This window comes from Streptomyces sp. NPDC007189, assembly GCF_040703635.1.
Classification (GTDB): Bacteria; Actinomycetota; Actinomycetes; order Streptomycetales; family Streptomycetaceae; genus Streptomyces.
The window spans coordinates 432,630-454,168 of the sequence record NZ_JBEYEY010000003.1; the positions used below are offsets into that span (position 1 = coordinate 432,630).

Consider the following 21,539-nt stretch of genomic DNA (forward strand, 5'->3'; position numbering starts at 1 on the left):
CACTGCTGATCCTCGTGCGCCCCTGAGGCCGGCCGTCAGCCCCGGTCCTTCTCGCCGAGGATCTCCGCGAGGTCGTAGCGCACCGGCTCCTCCAGCTGGGCGTAGGTGCAGCTCTCCGGTGTGCGGTCGGGGCGCCAGCGGCGGAAGCGGGCGGTGTGCCGGAAACGCTGCCCGTTCTCCATGTGGTCGTAGGCCACCTCCGCGACCCGCTCCGGCCGCAGCGGCACCCAGGACAGGTCCTTCTTGCCGGACCAGCGGCTGGGCGCGCCGGGCAGCCGGGCCGTCTCGTGGGCGGCCTCGTCCGACCAGGCCGCCCACGGGTGCCCGGCCACGTCGTCCATGCGCAGCGGCTGAAGCTCCTCGACCAACTCGGCCCGCTTCTTCATGGGGAAAGCGGCCGACACGCCCACGTGCTGGAGAGCGCCCCGGTCGTCGTACAGGCCGAGCAGCAGCGAGCCGACCACCGGGCCGCTCTTGTGGAACCGGTACCCGGCCACGACGACATCCGCCGTCCGCTCGTGCTTCACCTTGAACATGACCCGCTCGTCCTGCCGGTAGCGCAGGTCGAGCGGCTTGGCGACGACGCCGTCGAGTCCCGCGCCCTCGAACTGCTCGAACCAGTGCTGCGCCACCTCGATGTCGGTCGTCGCGGGCGCCACGTGCACCGGCGGTGTCGCGTCGGCGAGCGCCCGTTCCAGCAGGGCCCGGCGGTCGGTCATGGCCACGTCGAGCAGGGACTCGTCGTCCAGGGCGAGCAGGTCGAAGGCGACGAAGGACGCCGGGGTCTTCTGGGCCAGCATCCGCACCCGGGAGTCGGCCGGGTGGATCCGCTCGGTCAGCGCGTCGAAGTCCAGATGGCCCTCGCGCGCGATCACGATCTCCCCGTCCAGCACGCACCGCTCGGGCACCCGCTCCGTCAGCGCCCCGACCAGCTCGGGGAAATACCTCGTCAACGGCTTGCCGGTACGGCTGCCCAGCTCGACCTCGGCCCCGTCCCGGAACACGATCGAACGGAACCCGTCCCACTTGGCCTCGTAGTGCATGCCCGGCGGGATCTTCGCCACCGACTTGGCGAGCATGGGCTTCACGGGCGGCATGACGGGGAGATCCATGACACCGATTCTGCTCGCATCCGTCCCGCGCCGCCCGGTATGCGAGCGGCGCGGGGTGCGCCTACCGTGGCCGCATGGGTGCTGCGGTGGAACTGGAGGTGGACGGCCGGACCGTACGGCTGTCCAGCCCGGACAAGGTCTTCTTCCCGGAGCGGGGCTTCACCAAGCTGGACCTGGCCCGGTACTACATCGCCGTCGGCCCCGGCATCCTGCGCGCCCTGCGCAACCGCCCCACCACCCTGGAGCGCTACCCGGACGGCGTCGGCGGCGAGTGGTTCTTCCAGAAACGGGCCCCGAAGGGCATGCCCGACTGGATCCCGACCGCCCACATCACCTTCCCCAGCGGCCGCAGCGCCGACGAGATGTGCCCCACCGAGCAGGCCGCCGTCGTCTGGGCCGCCCAGTACGGCACGCTCACCTTCCACCCCTGGCCGGTACGCGCCACGGACGTCGACCACCCCGACGAACTGCGCATCGACCTCGACCCGCAGCCCGGCACCGACTACGACGACGCGGCCCGCGCCGCCCACGAACTGCGCGCCGTCCTCGACGAGTTCGGCGGGCTGCGCGGCTGGCCGAAGACCTCCGGCGGCCGGGGCCTGCACGTCTTCGTCCCGATCGAACCGCGCTGGACCTTCACCCAGGTGCGCCGCGCCGCGATCGCCGTCGGCCGGGAGATGGAACGCCGGATGCCCGAGCGGGTGACGATCAAGTGGTGGAAGGAGGAACGGGGCCGCCGTATCTTCCTGGACTACAACCAGACGGCCCGCGACCGCACCATCGCCTCCGCCTACTCCGTGCGCCCCCGCCCGAACGCCACTGTCTCCGCACCCCTGCGCTGGGAGGAGGTCGGCGTCGCCCACCCCGCCGACTTCGACCTCGCCACCATGCCGGCCCGCTTCGCCGAAGTCGGTGACGTCCACGCCGACATGGACGAGCACGCCTACTCCCTCGAGACCCTGCTGGAGCTGGCCCGCCGGGACGAACACGACCACGGGCTGGGCGATCTGCCGTACCCGCCGGAGTATCCGAAGATGCCCGGCGAGCCCAAACGCGTCCAGCCGAGCCGGGCCCGCCAGGAGCCGACGTCGTGACAGCGGCGCGCAGCCGGGAGTGATCCGGGGCGCCATGTGCACGGCGCTGGGAAAGGCCCGGCACGCACGCCGCTTTGTGGTGGGGCCGGCCAAGGCCAGGGCGTCCCTCCCTCGCGGCTCCGTCGGTCCGCCCGCTCGCGGTTATCCTGACCTGCAGCCGCCGATGAGGAGAGTCCCGAAGTGACCGAGGCAGTGTCGCGTCCCACGCTGGAGGCCGTGGCCGCGCGGGCCGGAGTGTCCCGGGCCACGGTGTCGCGGGTGGTCAACGGCGGCGACGGGGTGCGCGAGCCCCTGGCCGAGCGGGTACGGCAGGCCGTCGCCGAGCTGGGTTACGTCCCCAACCAGGCGGCCCGCAGCCTTGTCACCCGGCGGCACGACGCCGTCGCCGTCGTCATCGCCGAGCCCGAGACCCGGGTCTTCGCCGACCCCTTCTTCGCCCTGCAGCTGCGCGGCATCAGCAAGGAACTGACCGCCCACGACAACCAGTTGGTGCTGCTGCTCACCGAGGGCCGGGACGACCACGCGCGCGTGGCCCGGTATCTCGCCGGAGGCCACGTCGACGGCGCGCTGGTCTTCTCCCTGCACCTCGACGACCCGCTGCCCGGCCTCATCCACGACGCCGGGGTGCCCACCGTGTTCGGCGGACGGCCCGGCTGGGGCGACGACGGCCGCGCGGCCGTCGCCGCCCGCTGCACGGGGAAGGTCCCGGACGTAGTGTACGTCGACTGCGACAACCGGGGCGGGGCACGCGCGGCCGTACGGCATCTGGTGGCACTCGGCCGCAGTCGCGTCGCGCACCTCACCGGCGTCCTGGACCAGACGTCGGCGGTGGACCGGCTCGACGGCTACCGCGACGTCATGGGCGAGGTGCCGGGCGGGTACGACCCCCGGCTCGTCGTGGAGAGCGACTTCACCCCGGCCGGCGGCGAACGCGCCATGCGCGAGCTCCTCGACCGCTGCCCGGACGTGGACGCCGTGTTCGCCGCCAACGACCTCACCGCACTCGGCGCCCTGCGGGTGCTGCGCGCGAGCGGCCGCCGGGTGCCCGAGGACGTGGCCGTGATCGGCTTCGACGACATGCTGCCCGTCGCCGAGGAGGCCGACCCACCGCTGACGACGGTCCGTCAGGACATAGAGGGGATGGGCCGCCTCATGGCCCGCCTGCTCCTCCGCGGCCTGTCCGACGGCCGCGAGCGGGGAGACGGCGGCGAGCGCACCGGCGACCGGGACCGGACACGGGCGGCGGCGGACGAAACGCCCGACGGGGGCGTGATCCTGCCGACCACGCTGATACGACGGGCGTCCGCCTAGCCATCGCACGGGGAGGACCGAGCACGCTCGTTCGGGCGTGCGCCCAGCCGGTGGGCTCGGCGAAGTCGGCCGGCCGTCTCACCCCTGCTGCGACTCGCTCTTGATGACCGCGAAGCGGGCGCCATAGGGGTCGGTCAGCTTGGCCATGCGGCCGATGCCCTCCATGGTCGTCGCCGGCATCCGCACCTGTCCGCCGAGCTGCTGCGCCTTCTCCACCACCGAGTCCGTGTCCTCGACCTCGAAGTACGGCAGCCAGTACGGGCTGCTCCCGGCCTCGGACGGGTCGTCGGCCTGCGGCACGATCCCGCCGAACATCGCGTCCTCCCCGCCCGTGGACGGATTGACGCAGGTGTACGTCCCGCCAGGGAAGGGCGCGGCGGAGGTCTCCAGGCCGAGCACCTGGTGGTAGAAGGCGGCGGCCGCCGCGATGTCCGGGGTGTACAGCTCGACCCAGCACAGCGAGCCGGGCTCGCTCGCCACGTCGACGCCCTTGGTCCGGCCCGGCTGCCAGATCCCGAAGGGCACGTGCGCCTGGTCGGCCAGAACGGCCATGTGTCCCTGGCCCATCACGTCCATCGGCTGGACCAGCACGCTGCCGTGGGCCTGCTCGGTCGCCTTGGCGGTGGCCTGCGCGTCCGCGCTCTGGAAGTACACCGTCCAGGACGGCGGTCCCTGTTCGGGGCCGGACTGCATGCCGCCCGCGACGGTCCTGCCGCCCAGCTGGAAGAAGCCGTAGCCGCCGGCTTCCGGCCCGGCCGACTGGAGCTGCCAGCCGAAGAGACCGCCGTAGAAGGAGGCGGCGCCGTCGATGTCGGGAGTGGCGACGTCGATCCAGTTCGGAGCGCCGTCGACGAAACGGGTGGTGAGCATCTTCGCCCTCCTCGAAAGGGGTCCCGTCCTTAGCACTGCCGAGTCTGGCACCCCCCACTGACAATCGCGGCCGGAGCGCCGCGACGCGCCGGGCCGCGTCCGTTCTCTCGGTGGGTGACCGACCGCGCTCGCCGGGTCTTTGTCCCGGGCCCGCGCGCCGCCGTGCGCCGGTGCGGTGCCGGGGAGCATCATCGGGTCGGCCGGAGGCCCTGCCCGGCCGCGTTGACCCGGCGTTGATCGAACGTTTTTCGCCGCACGGCACGATCCTGGCCATGCACTTCGAAGCGATCACCCCGGCCGACGAGGCCTGGCAGGCGCAGGCCCTGTGTGCGCAGACCGGGCCGGAATTCTTCTTCCCCGAGCCCGGCAGCTCGGTGCGCGAGGCGAAGCGCATCTGCGCCATGTGCGAGCTGCGGCCGGCCTGTCTGGACTACGCGCTGGCCAACGACGAGCGGTTCGGCGTCTGGGGCGGCCTGTCCGAGAAGGAGCGCCTCGCCCTGCGCCGCACGTCCCACTGACGCCGACGCCGACGCCGACGCCGACGCCGACGCCGACGCCGGGCCGAGGCAGACGCCGAGCTGAAGCGGACGCCGACGCCGAGCCGAAGCGGATGCCGAACCAAAGCGGACGCCGACGCCGAGTCGAAGCGGATGCCGAACCAAAGCGGACTCCGACGCCGAGTCGAAGCGGATGCCGAGCTACGAAGCGGGCGCCCAGGCCGAGTCTAGGCGGATGCCGAACTGAAGCGGACGCCGGTGTGGAGCCGAGGCAAATCCCCACCGGAGCCGAAGCAGCCGGTGATGCCGACGCCGTCCGGCCACCCACCCGCGGGGAGCGCCCGTCAAGGGCGCAAACGGCGCCCGCCGGGCGACCGGCCGGCGCCGGCGCCTGGCGTCAGACTCCGGCGCGGCCCGCCATCCGGGCCTTGCGGGCGGCCAGCTTCTCGTCGAACTTCGCGGCCTCCGCGTCCAGGCCCCCCAGGAACAGGCCGAGTTCCTCCTGCGCCTGGCGCCCCTCGGGGCCGAGGCCGTCGATCTCCATGACCTTCAGGTGGCGCAGCACGGGCTGCAGCACGTCGTCGTGGTGGATGCGCAGGTTGTAGACCTCGCCGATGGCCATCTGCGCGGCGGCCCGTTCGAAGCCGGGGATGCCGTGGCCGGGCATGCGGAAGTTCACCACGACGTCCCGGACCGCCTGCATGGTCAGGTCGGGGGCCAGCTCGAACGCGGACTTCAGCAGATTCCTGTAGAAGACCATGTGCAGGTTCTCGTCGGTCGCGATGCGGGCCAGCATGCGGTCGCAGACCGGGTCTCCGGACTGGTGCCCGGTGTTGCGGTGCGAGATGCGGGTGGCCAGTTCCTGGAAGGCGACGTAGGCGATCGAGTGGAGCATCGAGTGCCGGTTGTCGGACTCGAAACCCTCACTCATGTGGGACATTCGGAAACGTTCCAGCTTGTCCGGGTCCACCGCGCGCGAGGCGAGCAGATAGTCGCGCATCACGATGCCGTGCCGGCCCTCCTCGGCCGTCCAGCGGTGCACCCAGGTGCCCCACGCGCCGTCGCGGCCGAACAGCGAGGCGATCTCGTGGTGGTAGCTCGGCAGGTTGTCCTCGGTGAGCAGGTTGACCACGAGGGCGATACGCCCGATCTCGGTCACCTTGGACTGTTCCTTGTCCCAGGCCTCGCCGTCCTCGAACAGGCCGGGGAAGTTGCGGCCGTCGCTCCACGGCACGTACTCGTGCGGCATCCAGTCCTTGGCGACCTTCAGATGCCGGTTCAGTTCCTTCTCGACCACTTCCTCCAGCGCGAACAGCAGTCGTGCGTCGGTCCATGCGGACGTGCTGCCGAGGTGAGGGGAAGTGATCGTCACGAGAACTCCAGGGGGACGCCGACAACGGGGGAGAAGGGGGACGGTCCGGCGAGCGGTGCCGGTAACCTACGTGATCGTAGGCTACGAAACCGTAGGTTACGAAGCCGTAGGTTAAGGTCGCTGTAAAGATCGCTGATCAGCGCGGCCGTACTCACCCCGACCGCCGCGTGTCCCCGCGCCGTCGCCGCACGCCCGCGGACCCGCCGGCGGCCCCGGGACCTGCGGATCCCGGGGCCGCCGGAGCGACGAGAGCGCCCGTCAGGCGTACAACTCCCGCAGCCGCACCGAGAGGCACGTCACACAGCCCTCGAGCTTCTCGAACTCGCTGATGTCCACGGTGACCACCTCGTGCCCCAGATCGGTCAGCAGCTCCGCGGTCTTCGGGGCGCTCGCCGCCATCAGCAGCTTGTGCCCGCCGAGCAGCACCACGTGCGCGCCGGACTCCTCCGGCACCGACAGGAAGCCGGGGAACAGCGACGGGCGGTCCACCTTCGGGATGTGCCCGATCACCGTGCCGTCGGGCAGCGCGGTCACCGCCGACTTCAGGTGCAGCACCTTGCTCACCGGCACGGCCACCACGCGCGCGCCCAGCGGCTCGAACGCGGCCCGCAGCTGCTGCACACCGGCCGCGTTGGTGCGCCCGCCGCGGCCGACGTACACCGTGTCGCCGACCTTCAGCACGTCACCGCCGTCCAGCGTGCCCGGCTCCCAGATCCAGTTCACCGAGCAGCCGAGGCGCGCCACCGCCTCCTCCACGCCGACGGTCTCCATGCGCCGGGACTCCGCGCCCGGCCGGGTGATCAACGCCACGTTCTTGTACATGACGACGGTGTCCTCGACGAACACCGAGTCCGGGCAGTCGTCCTCCGGGTCGACCTCGATCGTCTCCCAGCCGTGCGTGCGCAGGGCCTCGACGTAGGCCTCCCACTGCTCGACGGCGAGCCCGACATCGACCTTCTCCCGCTCGATGTGCGTCACCAGGCCTTCGGCGAGGCGGGGGCTGGGGCGGCGGACGAGGGCCTTCTTGCTGGGCACGAGGGGCCTTTCGAATCGGTGGTGCGGTGGTGGTGCCGGTGTAGGCGGCACCGATCCGTCATCATGCAGGCCCCGGTGGCCTGGACAAAACCCTCGTTGTCAGGCTGTGGCCCTCCTGAGATGCGCGACGTCGTCCGGCGTGATTTCCGTCAGTTCCCCCTTCTCCATCAGCAGCCAGCGGGTGATGCCGACCGACTCGAGGAACGGCAGGTCGTGGCTGGCCACCATCAGCGCGCCCTCGTACGACTCCAGCGCCGAGGTCAGCTGTCGCACGCTGGCCATGTCGAGGTTGTTGGTCGGCTCGTCCAGCAGCAGCAGTTGGGGCGCCGGCTCGGCGAGCAGCAGCGCGGCCAGGGCCGCCCGGAACCGCTCGCCGCCCGACAGCGTGGCCGCCTTCTGGTCGGCCCGCGCGCCCCGGAACAGGAAGCGGGCGAGGCGCGCCCGGACCCTGTTGTTGGTGGCGTCCGGCGCGAACCGGGCCACGTTCTCGGCGACCGTCCGGTCCTCGTCCAGCACGTCCAGCCGCTGGGGCAGGAAACGCAGCGGCACGTGCGCGTGTGCCTCGCCGGACACCGGCGCCAGTTCCCCGGCGACGGTCCGCAGCAGCGTCGTCTTCCCGGCGCCGTTGCGGCCGACGAGCGCGATCCGCTCCGGGCCGCGCAGATCGAGGATGCCCCGCACCCGCGCGCCGTAGGCCATGGCCAGGTTCTCCAGGGTGAGCACCTGCCGGCCGGGCGGTACGGCCGTGTACGGCAGGTCGACGCGGATCTCGTCGTCGTCCCGGACCGCCTCGACCGCCTCGTCCAGGCGCTCCCTGGCCTCGGCGAGCCGCTCCTCGTGCATGATGCGGTGCTTGCCCGCGGACTCCTGGGCGGCGCGTTTGCGGGCGCCCATGACGATCTTCGGTTCGCGCTTGGCGTCCCACATCTTCTGCCCGTACCGCTTGCGGCGGGCCAGTTTCATCTGCGCGTCGGACAGTTCGCGCTTCTGCTTGCGCACATCGGCCTCGGCGACGCGGAGCATCCGTTCGGCGGCCTCCTGCTCCACGGCGAGGGCCTCCTGGTACGCCGAGAAGGTGCCGCCGTACCAGGTGACCTCCCCGGAGTGCAGCTCCGCGATCTGGTCGACCAGGTCGAGCAGTTCCCGGTCGTGGCTGACGACGACCAGCACGCCCGGCCATGCGGCGACGGCCTGGTACAGCCGGCGGCGCGCGTACAGGTCGAGGTTGTTGGTGGGTTCGTCCAGCAGCAGCACGTCCGGGCGGCGCAGCAGCAGCGCGGCCAGCCGCAGCAGCACGGACTCGCCTCCGGAGACCTCGCCGACGGTGCGGTCCAGGCCGATGTGGCCGAGGCCCAGCTCGCCGAGGGTGACGAGGGCGCGCTCCTCGACGTCCCAGTCGTCGCCCAGCGTCTCGAAGTGCTCCTCGGCGGTGTCGCCCGCCTCGATGGCGTGCAGTGCGGCCCGCCGGCCGGCGATGCCGAGGACCTCGTCGACGCGGAGCGCGGTGTCGAGGGTGACGTTCTGCGGCAGGTAGCCGATCTCGCCGGAGACCTTGACGGTGCCGTCGGCCGGGGTGAGTTCCCCGGCCAGCAGCTTCAACAGGGTCGATTTCCCCGAACCGTTGCTGCCGACGAGGCCCGTGCGGCCGGGGCCGAAGGCGATGTCGAGGCCGTCGAAGACGGCCGTGCCGTCGGGCCAGGCGAAGGACAGGGACGTAGCGGTGAGGGAAGATGACATGAGGGCCTCGCAGGGGTTCGTGCGGTCGGTGAGCGCATGTCGAGACACCGCGAGGCGGAAACCGAAGGGCCGTGGGGCGAAGAGGCCACGAAAAAAGGCCTGTGCCGGAGGACGGCTCGGACGCCGAGGTCGCAACGCCGCGCGCACACCCGAACGGTGCGACGCGATGTCTCAGGACCTCAGACGAGCAACGTCCTTCTCCAATCGACGGCAACAGGACCGAGACAGACGGTAGAAGGGGCAGCAGAGGGCTGTCAACGCAATTAAAAGCGGCCTCGGCCGGGCTCAGCAGGCGTCGCGCATCAGTTCGGCCAGGTCCTGGTCGAGGTCCAGCTGGAGGTGTTCCAGACCTACGGGCACGAGTTCGCTGCAGGCCTCCAGGAAGCGCCGGATCTCGCCCGAGCGCACGTGCACGATCGCGGTGCCCTCAGGCGCGTGGAACTCCAGCACCGTGCGGTCGTAGCCGTACGGCCGCACCCGCACGTCCCCGTGCCCCTCGGGCCCCTGCAGCCCGGCCGTGAGCAGCTCGCGGGAGAAGGTCCAGCGCACCTCGACGCCTTCGAGGGTGGCCGGGGCCGGGAAGGTCATGACGACGGCGAACGGATCGCTTCGGTCGTAGCGCAGCGTGGCGGGAATGCTCGGCATACGCGGTGCGGCGGCGACGAGCCGCGCCTCTACGGGCTGCTCGATGACGGTGGACAACGCCCTGCTCCCTCGTGACGGCTGGACTGCCCGGGTGTGCGCCACCCGGCACTGGAAGAGACGACGGATCCGGCCGATCCGTGCACACGCACCACGAGTGACCTCGGTCACCGCATTCATGCACCCCTGGGCGCTGGTCGTTTTCGCCCACGCGACGGGCAGTTGACCTCTGGACGGCACCCGCCCGGTGGGCTAGCTTCGCCCGCCATGAGGCGCATGGGGAGCACACGACGCACAGGACGCACGAGCAGACTGGTGGCGGCGGGGGTGGCGTGCGGGGCGGCGCTCGCCGCGCTGACCGTGCCGGCGGCCGAGGCCGCGCCGCTCGGGCAGGGGAGTGTGCACTGGGCGCCGAAGGACCCGGGGACCCCGCAGGTGCGCTTCCGGGGGCTCGCGGCCGTGGACCGGCGCACCGCCTGGCTGGCCGGAACCGGCGGCACGGTGCTGCGCACCACGGACGGCGGAGCGAGCTGGCGGAACGTCTCTCCGCCCGGCGCGCAGGACCTGCAGTTCCGGGACGTCGAGCCGTTCGACGCGCGGCACGCCGTGGTACTGGCCATCGGCGAGGGCGAGGCGTCGCGCGTGTACCGCACCGAGGACGGCGGCGCGACCTGGACGGAGCCCTTCCGCAACACCGACCCCGCCGCGTTCTACGACTGCATGGCCTTCTTCGACCGCCGGCACGGCCTGGCGATGAGCGACCCCGTGGACGGACGGTTCCGCATCCTGTCCACCAGCGACGGCGGCCGCTCCTGGCGGGTGCTGCCCTCGACCGGGATGCCGCCCGCCCTGGACGGCGAGGCGGGCTTCGCCGCCAGTGGACAGTGCCTGGTCACCTCCGGCCCCGAGGACGTGTGGCTGGCCACCGGCGGCGGCGCCCACGCGCGCGTGCTGCACTCCGCCGACCGCGGAGCGACCTGGACGGCCGCAGCCACACCGCTGCCCGCCGGCGATCCCGCCAAGGGCGTCTTCGCGCTCGCCTTCCGCGACCGCGACCACGGCCTCGCCGTCGGCGGCGACTACCGCCCCGACCAGCCCTCGCCCCAGGCCGCCGCCGTCACCGCCGACGGCGGCCGCACCTGGACCCCGGCCGCCACGCCCCCGCCCGCCTACCGCTCCGGAGCCGCCTGGCTCCCGCACAGCCGCACCGCCGCGCTCGCCGTCGGCCCCACCGGCACCGACCTCACCACCGACGCGGGCCGCACCTGGCGCACGATCGACACCGGCTCGTACGACACCGTGGACTGTACGGCCGACCTCGGCTGCTGGGCGGCCGGCGAGCAGGGCAGGGTGGCGCGGCTGGAACGCTGAGGTAGACGCCCGGAACCGGGGGTACTCGTTTCCCGCAGCAAAGGACCGGCGCAAGACCCTTGCGCAGGCCCGCCGCACAGGAAGGGAGCGATCATGCCGGCCGGTTCCAGCGCCAAGCGCGAGCGCCAGTACGAGCACATCAAGAAGAGCGCGCAGGACCGGGGCGAGAGCACCGGACGCGCCAAGGAGATCGCCGCGCGGACGGTCAACAAGGAACGCGCCCGCTCCGGCGAATCGAAGACCGCGAGCCGCAGCTCCACGCAGGACATGTCGTCCGGCAAGCGCGGCGGTCAGCGGTCCGGCAACCGGGTCGGCTCGCACGGCCCGACCCGCGACCAGCTGTACAACGAGGCGAAGCAGCGCGGCATCGAAGGCCGTTCGCACATGAACAAGGACGAGCTGCAGCGCGCGCTGAACGCCAAGAAGGGATAACCGCGACGATCAGTCCGGGGTCCGCCGGTGGCGGGCCAGCTCCGGCGCCGTCTTCGTGGCGGTGAACTCCGTGATGCGGTACGTGCACACGCCGCCGGTGAGGAAGGGGTCGCCCGCCACGACCTCCTCGATGCGTGCGCGGTCCTCGGCGACGGCGAGGATCACCCCGCCGTCCCGGGGGTTCTTGCCCCCCGAGGCGAGGAACAAGCCCTTCTCGTACTGCTCCTCCAGCCAGGCCACATGGTCCGGCAGCAGCGCGTCGACGGCGTCGAGGGGCGCGGTGTAGGTCAGGTCCAGCACGAACATGATCGCGAGCCTACCCCCGGGCTCCGGCAGGGCGCCGCACGACCGTACAGTCGACGTCACCATGACGACCGTAGGCGTACCCGCGGGCTGGCCCGCGACCGAGGAAGAGGCCCGCGCGGTGCAGGACGAACTGCGCGGGCGCGTGGTGCTCGACGAGCCGGGACCCGAGCCCGGGACCGGCCGGGTCACCGGTGTCGACGTCGCCTACGACGACGAGCACGACCTCGTCGCAGCGGCGGCCGTCGTGCTCGACGCCGTCACCCTGGACGTGGTGGCCGAGGCGACGGCCGTCGGCCGGGTCTCGTTCCCGTACGTGCCCGGCCTGCTCGCCTTCCGCGAGATCCCCACCGTCCGGGCCGCCCTGGAGCGGCTGCCCTGCCCGCCCGGGCTCGTCGTGTGCGACGGCTACGGCCTCGCCCATCCGCGCCGCTTCGGCCTCGCGAGCCACCTCGGCGTGCTCACCGGCCTGCCGGTCATCGGCGTCGCCAAGAACCCGTTCACCTTCACCTACGAAGAACCCGGCCCGCGGCGGGGCGGTGCGGCCCCGCTGCGCGCCGGGGACGAGGAGGTCGGGCGCGCGCTGCGCACCCGCGACGGCGTCAAACCGGTCTTCGTCTCCGTCGGCCACCGGGTGAGCCTGGACAACGCCGTCGCCCACACCCTCGCCCTGACCCCGCGCTACCGGCTGCCGGAGACCACCCGCCGGGCGGACGCCCTGTGCCGCCGGGCGCTGCGCGAGGCGGCACGGGGCTGCGGCACGCGCTGAACGCACGGCGAGGGGCCGAGGTGCCCGGTGGCGTCCGCTGCGAGATTCTCGAACAGTCTCAAACGCGTCAGGAGGCACCCGGGTCCGTGGCCGCGACCCGGAAGGTGATCCCGGCGGCGCGCAGCCGCTCGGTCAGGGTGTCGCCCATCGCCTGCGCCGTGGTGACCTGTCCGGCCGTGGGCGGGAGGTCGTCGAAGACCAGGCTGAGGGCCGCCTCGGCGAACATCTTCGCCGTCTCGTCGTATCCGGGGTCGCCGCCCGCCACCTCCGTGAACACGCGCCGGCCGCCGCCCTCGCCGACGAACCGCACCGCGAACCGGCTCCGTGCCCGCCGCTCCACGCGCGGCCCGTCCCCCGGCCGCAGCCGGTTTGACAACCAGCGCCGCGCGGGCGGCAGTTGGGCGGCCGCCAGCACCGCGCCGACGGCGGTGACCCCGCCGAGAGCCACCGGCAGCCGCCGCACCGCCGCGTAGTGCCGGTAGCGGAAGTCGGGGCCGTACCGGTCGAGGGCCCTGGCCGAGCGGCGCACGATCTGCGGGTCGACGGTCGGCAGCGGCAGCGCCCACGCGCCCACCTCCCCGGCGAACTGCGGCGCGCCCGGAGCCGCCGTGATCCGGCGCCCGATCAGCCGCGGCTCGTGCCGGCGCCGCTCGCGCGCCGCGGCCAGCAGCTGCGGGCCGCGGGCGAACTGGTTCAGCGCCGAGGCCAGGGTGCCGCCGGAGAAGGCGGCGTCGACGGTCACATAGCCGTCCACGGTGAGCGGGACACCCTCCGGCAGCTGCCGGACGGTGAAGTACACGCCCAGGTCGTGCGGTACGGAGTCGAAGCCGCAGGCGTGCACCAGACGCGCGCCCGTCTCCCGCGCGCGTGCGTCGTGCCGGACGTACGTCAGGTCCACGAACTCCGGCTCGCCCGTCAGGTCCAGGTAGTCGGTGCCGGTGTCCGCGCACGCGGCGACCAGGTCCTCGCCGTGCAGCACGTACGGCCCGACGGTGGTGGCGACCACGCGCGCGTGCTCGGCGAGGGCACGCAGGGTCGCGGGCTCGCTCACGTCGGCCCGCAGCACGCCGATCTCCTCCGCGCCGGGCAGCCGGTCGCGGAGCCGCTCCAGCCTGCCCTCGTTGCGGCCGGCCACCGCCCAGCGCAGGTCCTTCGGCGCGTGCGCGGCGAGATACTCCGCCGTGAGGGCGCCGACGAAGCCGGTGGCTCCGAAGAGCACGAGGTCGTAAGGACGGTCCGTCCCGTTCAGCCTGCTCATGACACCCCTTGGTCCCGCAGCCCGCGCCGCTGTCGGTGGCTGAGGCTAGCGTGAGGAGTGCGAGTGCCGACGACCAGCCCGGAGGCAGTGGTGGCCGCAGCCAGGAACGCCCTGACAAAACGGGAGACAGTCCGCGCGTCCGCGCTCGGACCGCCGGGCCCCGGCGGGCATGGCCCGTGGCCGGGACCGCCGCCCGGAGGAGCGTCGTCACCGCGCCCTGGCCGCCGCAGAGCCTCGGCCGCGCCGCCCGTGGCCTGACCGGGCATCCCCGGCGCCCCGCCACTGGCCGCGGGCGGCGCGCCGCGGCACTCGAAACCGGTCCCGGCACACGCGCCTCTCACTCTCCCGGGTGATCCGCGCGGCTCCGGGCACTCGACTAAGCGCTTGCTCGTTAGGTCTTGTGTCCGGTGGAACACGTTCTTAGCATCACCGGTGTTACATCGTTTGTGTCACACACGCTGGGGAGCAGAGCATGACGACGGCAGGGACGCCGGCGGCGCCGGGCAGCGGGCCGCTCTCCGGCGTGCGCGTGGTCGAGCTGGCCGGCATCGGGCCGGGCCCGTTCGCCGCCATGCTCCTCGCCGACCTGGGCGCGGACGTGGTCCGGGTGGACCGCCCGGGCGGCCCCGGCCTCGGGATCGACCCCGCCTACGACGTGACCAACCGCAACAAGCGCTCGGTCGTGATCGACCTGAAGGCGCCCGACGGCCCCGCGCGCGTGCTGGACCTCGCCGAGCGCGCCGACGTCCTCCTCGAGGGCTACCGGCCGGGCGTCGCCGAGCGCCTCGGCGTCGGCCCCGAGCAGTGCCACGCCCGCAACCCCCGCCTGGTCTACGGCCGGATGACCGGATGGGGCCAGGACGGCCCGCTCGCCGACCGCGCGGGCCACGACGTGGCCTACATCGCGCTCACCGGCACCCTCGGCATGACCGGCCGCCCGGACGAGCCCCCGGTCTTCCCCGCCAACCTGCTCGGCGACTACGCGGGCGGCGCCCTCTACCTGGTCGTCGGCGTGCTGGCCGCCCTGCACCACGCGCGCGTGAGCGGCGCCGGACAGGTCGTCGACGCCGCCATCGTGGACGGCGCGGCCCACCTGTCGGCGATGATCCACGGCATGCTCGCGGCCGGCGGCTGGCAGGACCGGCGCGGCGCCAACCTCCTCGACGGCGGCTGCCCCTACTACGGCACCTACGAGACCGCCGACGGCGCGTACATGGCGGTGGGCGCCCTGGAAGGGCGGTTCTACGCGGAGTTCCTGCGCCTGCTCGGCCTGGAGGACCTGGCACCGGCCCACACGGACCTCACCCGCTGGGGCGAGCTGCGCGAGCGCGTCGCCGCCCGCTTCAAGTCCCGTACCCGCGACGAGTGGACCCGGGTCTTCGAGGGCACCGACGCCTGCGTCGCCCCCGTGCTGTCGCTGCGCGAGGCGCCGCACCACCCGCACCTGGCCGCCCGCGGCACCTTCACCGACCACGCCGGCATCACCCAGCCGGCCCCCGCCCCCCGCTTCTCCGCCACCCCCACCTCCGTCCGCACCGGCCCCGCCCTGCCCGGCGCCGACACGGACGCGGTGGCGCGCGACTGGGGAATACCCGCACCCGTGAACGACGACCCGGTCACCGACGCCGGCTGACCCCGGCCACCCCGCTCGGCCCACCCTCCCGAAAGGCACACCAGTGAGCACCGAAGCGTACGTGTACGACGCGATCCGCACCCCGCGCGGCCGCGGCAAGGCGAACGGCGCCCTGCACGGCACGAAGCCCATCGACCTGGTGGTCGGGCTGATCCACGAGATCCGCGACCGCTTCCCCGGCCTCGACCCGGCCGCCATCGACGACGTCGTGCTCGGCGTCGTCGGCCCCGTCGGCGACCAGGGCTCCGACATCGCCCGGATCGCGGCGATCGCCGCCGGCCTGCCCGACACGGTCGCGGGCGTGCAGGAGAACCGCTTCTGTGCCTCCGGACTTGAGGCCGTCAACCTGGCCGCGGCGAAGGTCCGCTCCGGCTGGGAGGACCTGGTCCTCGCGGGCGGTGTGGAGTCCATGTCCCGGGTGCCGATGGCCTCCGACGGCGGTGCCTGGTTCAACGACCCGATGACGAACCTCAGCGTCAACTTCGTGCCGCAGGGCATCGGCGCCGACCTGATCGCCACGATCGAGGGCTTCTCCCGCCGCGACGTCGACGAGTACGCGGCCCTGTCCCAGGAGCGCGCCGCCACCGCGTGGAAGGAGGGCCGCTTCGAACGCTCCGTCGTCCCCGTGAAGGACCGCAGCGGCCTGGTCGTCCTCGACCACGACGAGCACCTGCGCCCCGGCACCACCGCCGACTCCCTCGCGAAACTCAAGCCGTCCTTCGCGGACATCGGCGAACTCGGCGGCTTCGACTCCGTAGCGCTGCAGAAGTACCACTGGGTGGAGAAGATCGACCACGTCCACCACGCGGGCAACTCCTCCGGCATCGTGGACGGCGCCTCCCTCGTCGCGATCGGCTCCAGGGAGGTCGGCGAGCGCTACGGCCTCACCCCGCGCGCGCGGATCGTCTCCGCCGCCGTCTCCGGCTCCGAGCCCACCATCATGCTCACCGGCCCCGCCCCCGCCAGCCGCAAGGCCCTGGCCAAGGCCGGCCTCACCGTCGACGACATCGACCTGGTCGAGATCAACGAGGCCTTCGCGGCGGTCGTGCTGCGCTTCGTCAAGGACATGGGCCTCACCCTGGACAAGGTCAACGTCAACGGCGGCGCCATCGCCCTCGGCCACCCGCTCGGCGCGACCGGCGCCATGATCCTCGGCACCCTCGTGGACGAACTGGAGCGCCAGGACAAGCGCTACGGCCTCGCCACCCTCTGCGTCGGCGGCGGCATGGGCATCGCCACCGTCGTCGAGCGCATCTGAACTCCCCGCGGAATCACCGGACCTCAACGAAAGAACACTGTCATGACCGAGAGCACCACGATCCGCTGGGAGCAGGACGGCACCGGTGTCGTCACCCTCGTCCTGGACGACCCCAACCAGTCCGCGAACACCATGAACGAGGCCTTCCGGGCCTCCATCACGGCGATCGCCGCGCGCGCGGAGGCCGAGAAGGACTCCATCCGCGGCATCATCTACACCTCCGCCAAGAAGACCTTCTTCGCGGGCGGCGACCTCAAGGACATGATCAAGGCCCGGCCCGAGGACGCCCAGCGCGTCTTCGACACCGCGACCGCGATCAAGAGCGCGCTGCGCCGCATCGAGGCCCTCGGCAAGCCGGTCGTCGCCGCCGTCAACGGCGCGGCCCTGGGCGGCGGTTACGAGATCGCGCTCGCCTCCCACCACCGCATCGCGCTGGACGCCCCCGGCTCCAAGATCGGGCTGCCCGAGGTCACCCTGGGCCTGCTGCCCGCGGGCGGCGGCGTCACCCGCACCGTGCGCCTGATGGGCATCACCGACGCGCTGCTGAAGGTGCTGCTGCAGGGCACCCAGTACAACCCCCGCCGTGCCCTGGAGAACGGCCTGGTCCACGACCTGGCCGCGACCGAGGAGGAGATGCTCGCCAAGGCCCGCGCCTTCATCGACGCCCACCCCGAGTCGCACCAGCCCTGGGACGTCCCCGGATACAAGATCCCGGGCGGCACCCCCGCGAACCCGAAGTTCGCCGCCAACCTGCCGGCCTTCCCGGCCAACCTGCGCAAGCAGACGAACGGCGCCCCCTACCCGGCCCCGCGCGCCATCATGGCCGCGGCCGTCGAGGGCTCCCAGGTCGACTTCGAGACCGCGAGCACCATCGAGACCCGCTACTTCACCGAGCTGGTCACCGGGCAGACCGCGAAGAACATGATCCAGGCGTTCTTCTTCGACCTCCAGGCGGTCAACTCCGGCGCCAACCGCCCCAAGGGCATCGAGCCCCGCCAGGTCCGCCGGGTCGCCGTGCTCGGCGCGGGCATGATGGGCGCCGGCATCGCCTACTCCTGCGCCCGCGCGGGCATCGACGTCGTGCTGAAGGACGTCTCCCTGGAGGCGGCCGTCAAGGGCAAGGGCTACTCCGAGCAGCTGTGCGCCAAGGCCGTCGCCAAGGGCCGTACCAGCCAGGAGAAGGCGGACGCGCTGCTCGCCCGGATCACGCCCACGGCCGACGCGTCCGACCTCGCCGGCTGCGACGCCGTGATCGAGGCCGTCTTCGAGGACACCGCGCTCAAGCACAAGGTGTTCCAGGAGATCCAGTCCGTCGTCGCGCCCGACGCCCTGCTGTGCTCCAACACCTCCACCCTGCCCATCACCACCCTCGCCGAGGGCGTGGAGCGCCAGGCCGACTTCATCGGGCTGCACTTCTTCTCGCCGGTCGACAGGATGCCGCTGGTCGAGATCATCAAGGGCGAGCGCACCGGCGACGAGGCCCTCGCCCGCGCCTTCGACCTGGTCCGGCAGATCAGCAAGACGCCGATCGTCGTCAACGACTCGCGCGGCTTCTTCACCTCACGGGTGATCGGCCACTTCATCAACGAGGGCGTCGCCATGGTCGGCGAGGGCATCGAACCCGCCTCCGTGGAACAGGCCGCCGCCCAGGCCGGCTACCCGGCCAAGGTCCTGTCCCTGATGGACGAGCTGACCCTCACCCTGCCGCGCAAGATCCGAGGCGAGACCAGGCGGGCGGTTCAGGAGGCGGGCGGCACCTGGACCGCGCACCCGGCGGAGGCGGTCATCGACCGCATGGTCGACGAGTTCGGCCGCACCGGCCGCAGCGGCGGCGCCGGCTTCTACGACTACACCGAGGACGGCAAGCGGGCCGGGCTGTGGCCGGGCCTGCGCGAGCACTTCACCAAGCCGGGCCACGAGATCCCGTTCCGGGACATGCAGGAGCGGATGCTCTTCTCCGAGGCGCTGGACACCGTGCGCCTGATCGAGGAGGGCGTCCTGACCTCCGTCGCCGACGCCAACATCGGGTCCATCTTCGGCATCGGCTTCCCCGGCTGGACCGGCGGTGTGCTCCAGTACATCAACGGCTACGAAGGCGGCCTGCCCGGTTTCGTAGCACGCGCGCGTGAGCTGGCCGAGCGCTACGGCGAGCGGTTCACCCCGCCGGCGCTGCTCGTGGAGAAGGCCGAGAAGGGGGAGGTGTTCGGCGACTCAGCCCGTTCCTGACCGGGTGATCCACTCGCTCAGCTCCTCGCGCAGCGACCGCTGGAACGTCGTCAGCAGCGCCTGCACCACCAAGGGGTGCATGTGCGCCGACAGCGACCTCACGTCCTGGGCGTCACGCTCCGCGACCTCGCCGCGCAGGAGCTGGGAGAGTTCGTGAGCCGCGGCGCGCGAGTGCTCGACGAGCACCTTGCGCGCCGCGAGGATCGCCTCCTGCGACAGGGGGACGTCCAGCAGCTGCACGCCGAGCCGGAGCAGCCCGGAGTCGACCCGGAAGGCGTCGCCCTCCGCCGCGGCGACCACGTTCATCGCCGCGAGCCGCTCCAGGTCCTCGTCCGTGAGCTCCCGCCCCGCCCGCCGCTGCAGTTCCTCCCGGGACACCGTCTCCACCTCGTCCGGCGCCCAGGAGGCGACCACCGCGCGGTGAATGGCCAGGTCGTGCGGGGAGAGGTCCGCGGGCAGCCGGCGCAGGTAGCGCTCGATCGCCGACAGGGTCATGCCCTGCCGCTGCAACTCCTCGATCAGGGCGAGCCGCGCCAGGTGCTCCGGCCCGTAGTGCCCCACCCGGCGCGGGCCGATCACCGGCGGCGGCAGCAGGCCCTTGCTGCCGTAGAAGCGGACGGTGCGCACCGTGACGCCCGCCCGGGCGGCCAGCTCGTCGATGGTGAGGGGCGTGTCCCCGACGTCGGTGGTCATGTGCAGCAGTATCGCTGTCTCACCAAGGGTGTGAAACCTGTGGTGAACGTCGTGTGGACGCTGAGTTGATCGTGTGAGAAGTAACGCTGTGTGACATGGACCACCGCGTGGACAGGCGCTGGTCTGGGAAGCTGCTGTCTCGGTCTGTGCCCCGACTCACCAGGGTGGTGCGGACCGAGCCCTGCACGTCCCCCGGGCCCACGAGGACCGGGCGCACCAGGAAGTGAACCACCCGTGAGCAAGGACGCCGTGGAATCGGCACAGGCCACCGCCCGCACCCAGGCGGCGCAGGCGGCCCAGACGCCCGCGGACGCGGGCGACGCCGGTTACAGCAAGGACCTCAAGGCCCGCCACATCAACATGATCGCCATCGGCGGCGCCATCGGCACCGGCCTCCTCCTGGGCGCCGGCGGCCGCCTGCACAACGCCGGCCCGGCACTCGCCCTGGCCTACCTGGTCTGCGGCGTGTTCGCCTTCTTCGTCGTGCGGGCCCTGGGCGAGCTGGTCCTGTACCGGCCGTCCTCCGGCTCCTTCGTGTCGTACGCGCGCGAGTTCCTCGGCGAGAAGGGCGCCTACGTCGCCGGCTGGATGTACTTCCTGAACTGGTCGACCACCGGTATCGCCGACATCACGGCGATCGCGCTCTACACGCACTACTGGAGCTTCTTCACCTCCATCCCGCAGTGGGTGCTGGCGCTGATCGCCCTCGCGGTGGTCCTCGCCGTGAACCTGATCTCGGTGAAGATCTTCGGCGAGATGGAGTTCTGGTTCTCCATCATCAAGGTCGCCACCATCGTAGGCTTCATGCTGATCAGCATTTTCCTGCTCGCCACCCATCACAAGGTCGGCGGCCACACCCCCGGCCTGAGCGTGATCACCGGCCACGGCGGCGTCTTCCCGCACGGCGTGATGCCGGTCGTCCTGGTCATGCAGGGCGTGATCTTCGCCTACGCGGCCCTCGAGCTGGTGGGTGTCGCGGCCGGCGAGACCGCCGAGCCGGAGAAGGTCGTGCCGCGCGCGGTCAACTCGATCATGTGGCGCGTGGGCCTGTTCTACGTCGGCTCGGTCGTGCTGCTGGCCCTGCTGCTGCCGGGCTCGGTGTACTCCGCCGACGAGAGCCCCTTCGTCACGGTCCTGTCGAAGATCGGCGTCCCGGCGGCCGGCGACGTGATGAACCTGGTCGTGCTGACCGCCGCCATGTCCTCGCTGAACTCCGGCCTGTACTCCACCGGCCGCATCCTGCGCTCGATGGCCATGGCGGGCTCCGCGCCCAAGTTCACCGCGCGGATGAGCCGCAGCCAGGTGCCCTACGGCGGCATCCTGCTGACCTGCGCGGTCTGCGTCCTCGGCGTCGGCCTGAACTACCTGATGCCGAGCCAGGCCTTCGAGATCGTGCTGAACGTCGCCTCCCTCGGCATCGTCAGCACCTGGGTGATCATCATGGTCTGCCACATGGTCTTCGTGCGCCGCGCCCGCGCGGGCCTGGTGAGCCGTCCGCACTTCCAGCTCAAGTTCAGCCCCCTCACCGAGATCGCCACGATCGCCTTCCTGCTGGCCTGCCTCGGCATGATGTGGAACGACCCCGAGGTCGGCCGCAAGACGGTCCTGCTCATCCCGGTGATCGCCGTCCTGCTGGTCGCCGGCTGGTTCGGGGTGCGCCGCCGGGTGGACCGCCGCACCGACGACGAACTCTCGCAGCTGACGAAGTAGCAGCTCAGCGCCACTGTCAGTGGCATCGCCCACGGTGGCGTCATGTCGGAGATCAAGTACATCCGAGGTGACGCCACCGTGCCGTCGGCCAAGGGCGGTTCGGGTACGGTCCGGTGCCTCGCCGTGTACGGTCAGGGGCGCGGAGAACTGCGCGACCAGCCACGTACGGCCTCCCGGCCCGCCCGGCAGAGCGCGCGGTGACGGTGTACGACCACG

At 72.2% G+C, this 21,539-nt stretch carries 20 protein-coding genes; 11 read left to right on the top strand and 9 right to left on the bottom strand.

The window, feature by feature from the left end; genetic code table 11:
- Positions 1-35 precede the first annotated feature (35 nt).
- A complete protein-coding gene (locus AB0950_RS08060; protein ID WP_360156910.1) occupies positions 36-1,112 on the bottom strand; it encodes an ATP-dependent DNA ligase in 1,077 nt (358 codons plus the stop codon).
- 74 nt (positions 1,113-1,186) lie between these two features.
- Here AB0950_RS08060 and ligD point away from each other — a divergent pair, with 74 nt between their 5' ends.
- Positions 1,187-2,206 carry a non-homologous end-joining DNA ligase gene (ligD, locus tag AB0950_RS08065; protein WP_360156907.1) on the top strand — a complete coding sequence of 340 codons (1,020 nt, stop codon included), beginning with the start codon at positions 1,187-1,189 and terminating at the stop codon, positions 2,204-2,206.
- A 180-nt stretch (positions 2,207-2,386) separates the two neighbouring features.
- Complete coding sequence (locus tag AB0950_RS08070) at positions 2,387-3,517, top strand: LacI family DNA-binding transcriptional regulator (protein ID WP_366778095.1); 1,131 nt, start codon at positions 2,387-2,389, stop codon at positions 3,515-3,517.
- Positions 3,518-3,595: 78 nt separating this feature from the next.
- Here the strand turns inward: AB0950_RS08070 and AB0950_RS08075 are convergent, their stop codons facing one another.
- Entirely contained in the window at positions 3,596-4,387 is a 792-nt protein-coding gene (locus tag AB0950_RS08075; protein WP_366778096.1) for a VOC family protein, read from the bottom strand.
- Positions 4,388-4,659: 272 nt separating this feature from the next.
- Between AB0950_RS08075 and AB0950_RS08080 the strand changes: the two genes are divergently transcribed.
- Complete coding sequence (locus tag AB0950_RS08080; protein WP_360156898.1) at positions 4,660-4,905, top strand: WhiB family transcriptional regulator; 246 nt, start codon at positions 4,660-4,662, stop codon at positions 4,903-4,905.
- Between the two features lie 376 nt (positions 4,906-5,281).
- On the opposite strand, the gene AB0950_RS08085 is transcribed toward AB0950_RS08080, so the two are convergent.
- From AB0950_RS08085 to AB0950_RS08100, 4 genes are all read right to left on the bottom strand, one after another.
- Positions 5,282-6,256, bottom strand: coding sequence for an acyl-ACP desaturase (locus tag AB0950_RS08085; RefSeq protein WP_360156895.1), 975 nt, complete (start codon positions 6,254-6,256; stop codon positions 5,282-5,284).
- Positions 6,257-6,514: 258 nt separating this feature from the next.
- Positions 6,515-7,291 (bottom strand): dimethylargininase, encoded by a 777-nt coding sequence (gene ddaH / locus AB0950_RS08090; RefSeq protein ID WP_330336703.1) that lies wholly within the window; start codon positions 7,289-7,291, stop codon positions 6,515-6,517.
- Positions 7,292-7,390: 99 nt separating this feature from the next.
- Positions 7,391-9,028 (bottom strand): ABC-F family ATP-binding cassette domain-containing protein, encoded by a 1,638-nt coding sequence (locus AB0950_RS08095; RefSeq protein WP_360156892.1) that lies wholly within the window; start codon positions 9,026-9,028, stop codon positions 7,391-7,393.
- A 285-nt stretch (positions 9,029-9,313) separates the two neighbouring features.
- Positions 9,314-9,730 carry an SsgA family sporulation/cell division regulator gene (locus tag AB0950_RS08100; RefSeq protein ID WP_360156889.1) on the bottom strand — a complete coding sequence of 139 codons (417 nt, stop codon included), beginning with the start codon at positions 9,728-9,730 and terminating at the stop codon, positions 9,314-9,316.
- 216 nt (positions 9,731-9,946) lie between these two features.
- Here AB0950_RS08100 and AB0950_RS08105 point away from each other — a divergent pair, with 216 nt between their 5' ends.
- Both AB0950_RS08105 and AB0950_RS08110 read left to right on the top strand, forming a co-directional pair.
- Positions 9,947-11,041 carry an oxidoreductase gene (locus AB0950_RS08105; protein WP_366778097.1) on the top strand — a complete coding sequence of 365 codons (1,095 nt, stop codon included), beginning with the start codon at positions 9,947-9,949 and terminating at the stop codon, positions 11,039-11,041.
- Between the two features lie 93 nt (positions 11,042-11,134).
- Positions 11,135-11,473, top strand: coding sequence for a plasmid stabilization protein (locus AB0950_RS08110; protein ID WP_360156883.1), 339 nt, complete (start codon positions 11,135-11,137; stop codon positions 11,471-11,473).
- A gap of 9 nt (positions 11,474-11,482) precedes the next feature.
- On the opposite strand, the gene AB0950_RS08115 is transcribed toward AB0950_RS08110, so the two are convergent.
- On the bottom strand, positions 11,483-11,779 hold the full coding sequence (locus AB0950_RS08115) for a YciI family protein (RefSeq protein WP_366778098.1): 297 nt from the start codon (positions 11,777-11,779) through the stop codon (positions 11,483-11,485).
- Between the two features lie 61 nt (positions 11,780-11,840).
- On the opposite strand from AB0950_RS08115, the gene AB0950_RS08120 reads away from it, so the two are divergent.
- A complete protein-coding gene (locus AB0950_RS08120; protein ID WP_360156877.1) occupies positions 11,841-12,545 on the top strand; it encodes an endonuclease V in 705 nt (234 codons plus the stop codon).
- A 67-nt stretch (positions 12,546-12,612) separates the two neighbouring features.
- On the opposite strand, the gene AB0950_RS08125 is transcribed toward AB0950_RS08120, so the two are convergent.
- A complete protein-coding gene (locus AB0950_RS08125) occupies positions 12,613-13,803 on the bottom strand; it encodes a saccharopine dehydrogenase NADP-binding domain-containing protein (RefSeq protein WP_366778099.1) in 1,191 nt (396 codons plus the stop codon).
- Between the two features lie 472 nt (positions 13,804-14,275).
- On the opposite strand from AB0950_RS08125, the gene AB0950_RS08130 reads away from it, so the two are divergent.
- From AB0950_RS08130 to AB0950_RS08140, 3 genes are read left to right on the top strand one after another with little or no spacing between them, the layout of a single operon-like run.
- On the top strand, positions 14,276-15,436 hold the full coding sequence (locus tag AB0950_RS08130) for a CaiB/BaiF CoA-transferase family protein (protein WP_360156871.1): 1,161 nt from the start codon (positions 14,276-14,278) through the stop codon (positions 15,434-15,436).
- Between the two features lie 43 nt (positions 15,437-15,479).
- A complete protein-coding gene (locus tag AB0950_RS08135; protein WP_366778100.1) occupies positions 15,480-16,694 on the top strand; it encodes an acetyl-CoA C-acetyltransferase in 1,215 nt (404 codons plus the stop codon).
- 42 nt (positions 16,695-16,736) lie between these two features.
- Positions 16,737-18,920 carry a 3-hydroxyacyl-CoA dehydrogenase NAD-binding domain-containing protein gene (locus AB0950_RS08140; protein ID WP_366778101.1) on the top strand — a complete coding sequence of 728 codons (2,184 nt, stop codon included), beginning with the start codon at positions 16,737-16,739 and terminating at the stop codon, positions 18,918-18,920.
- On the opposite strand, the gene AB0950_RS08145 is transcribed toward AB0950_RS08140, so the two are convergent.
- The gene (locus tag AB0950_RS08145; RefSeq protein WP_360156862.1) at positions 18,906-19,613 is read right to left on the bottom strand and encodes a MerR family transcriptional regulator; all 708 of its coding nucleotides are present in this window, start codon (positions 19,611-19,613) and stop codon (positions 18,906-18,908) included. The two genes, AB0950_RS08140 and AB0950_RS08145, sit on opposite strands and share 15 nt — an antisense overlap.
- Positions 19,614-19,847: 234 nt before the next feature.
- On the opposite strand from AB0950_RS08145, the gene AB0950_RS08150 reads away from it, so the two are divergent.
- Both AB0950_RS08150 and AB0950_RS08155 read left to right on the top strand, forming a co-directional pair.
- The gene (locus AB0950_RS08150; RefSeq protein ID WP_360156859.1) at positions 19,848-21,323 is read left to right on the top strand and encodes an amino acid permease; all 1,476 of its coding nucleotides are present in this window, start codon (positions 19,848-19,850) and stop codon (positions 21,321-21,323) included.
- A gap of 42 nt (positions 21,324-21,365) precedes the next feature.
- The gene (locus AB0950_RS08155; protein ID WP_360156856.1) at positions 21,366-21,524 is read left to right on the top strand and encodes a hypothetical protein; all 159 of its coding nucleotides are present in this window, start codon (positions 21,366-21,368) and stop codon (positions 21,522-21,524) included.
- Positions 21,525-21,539 lie beyond the last annotated feature (15 nt).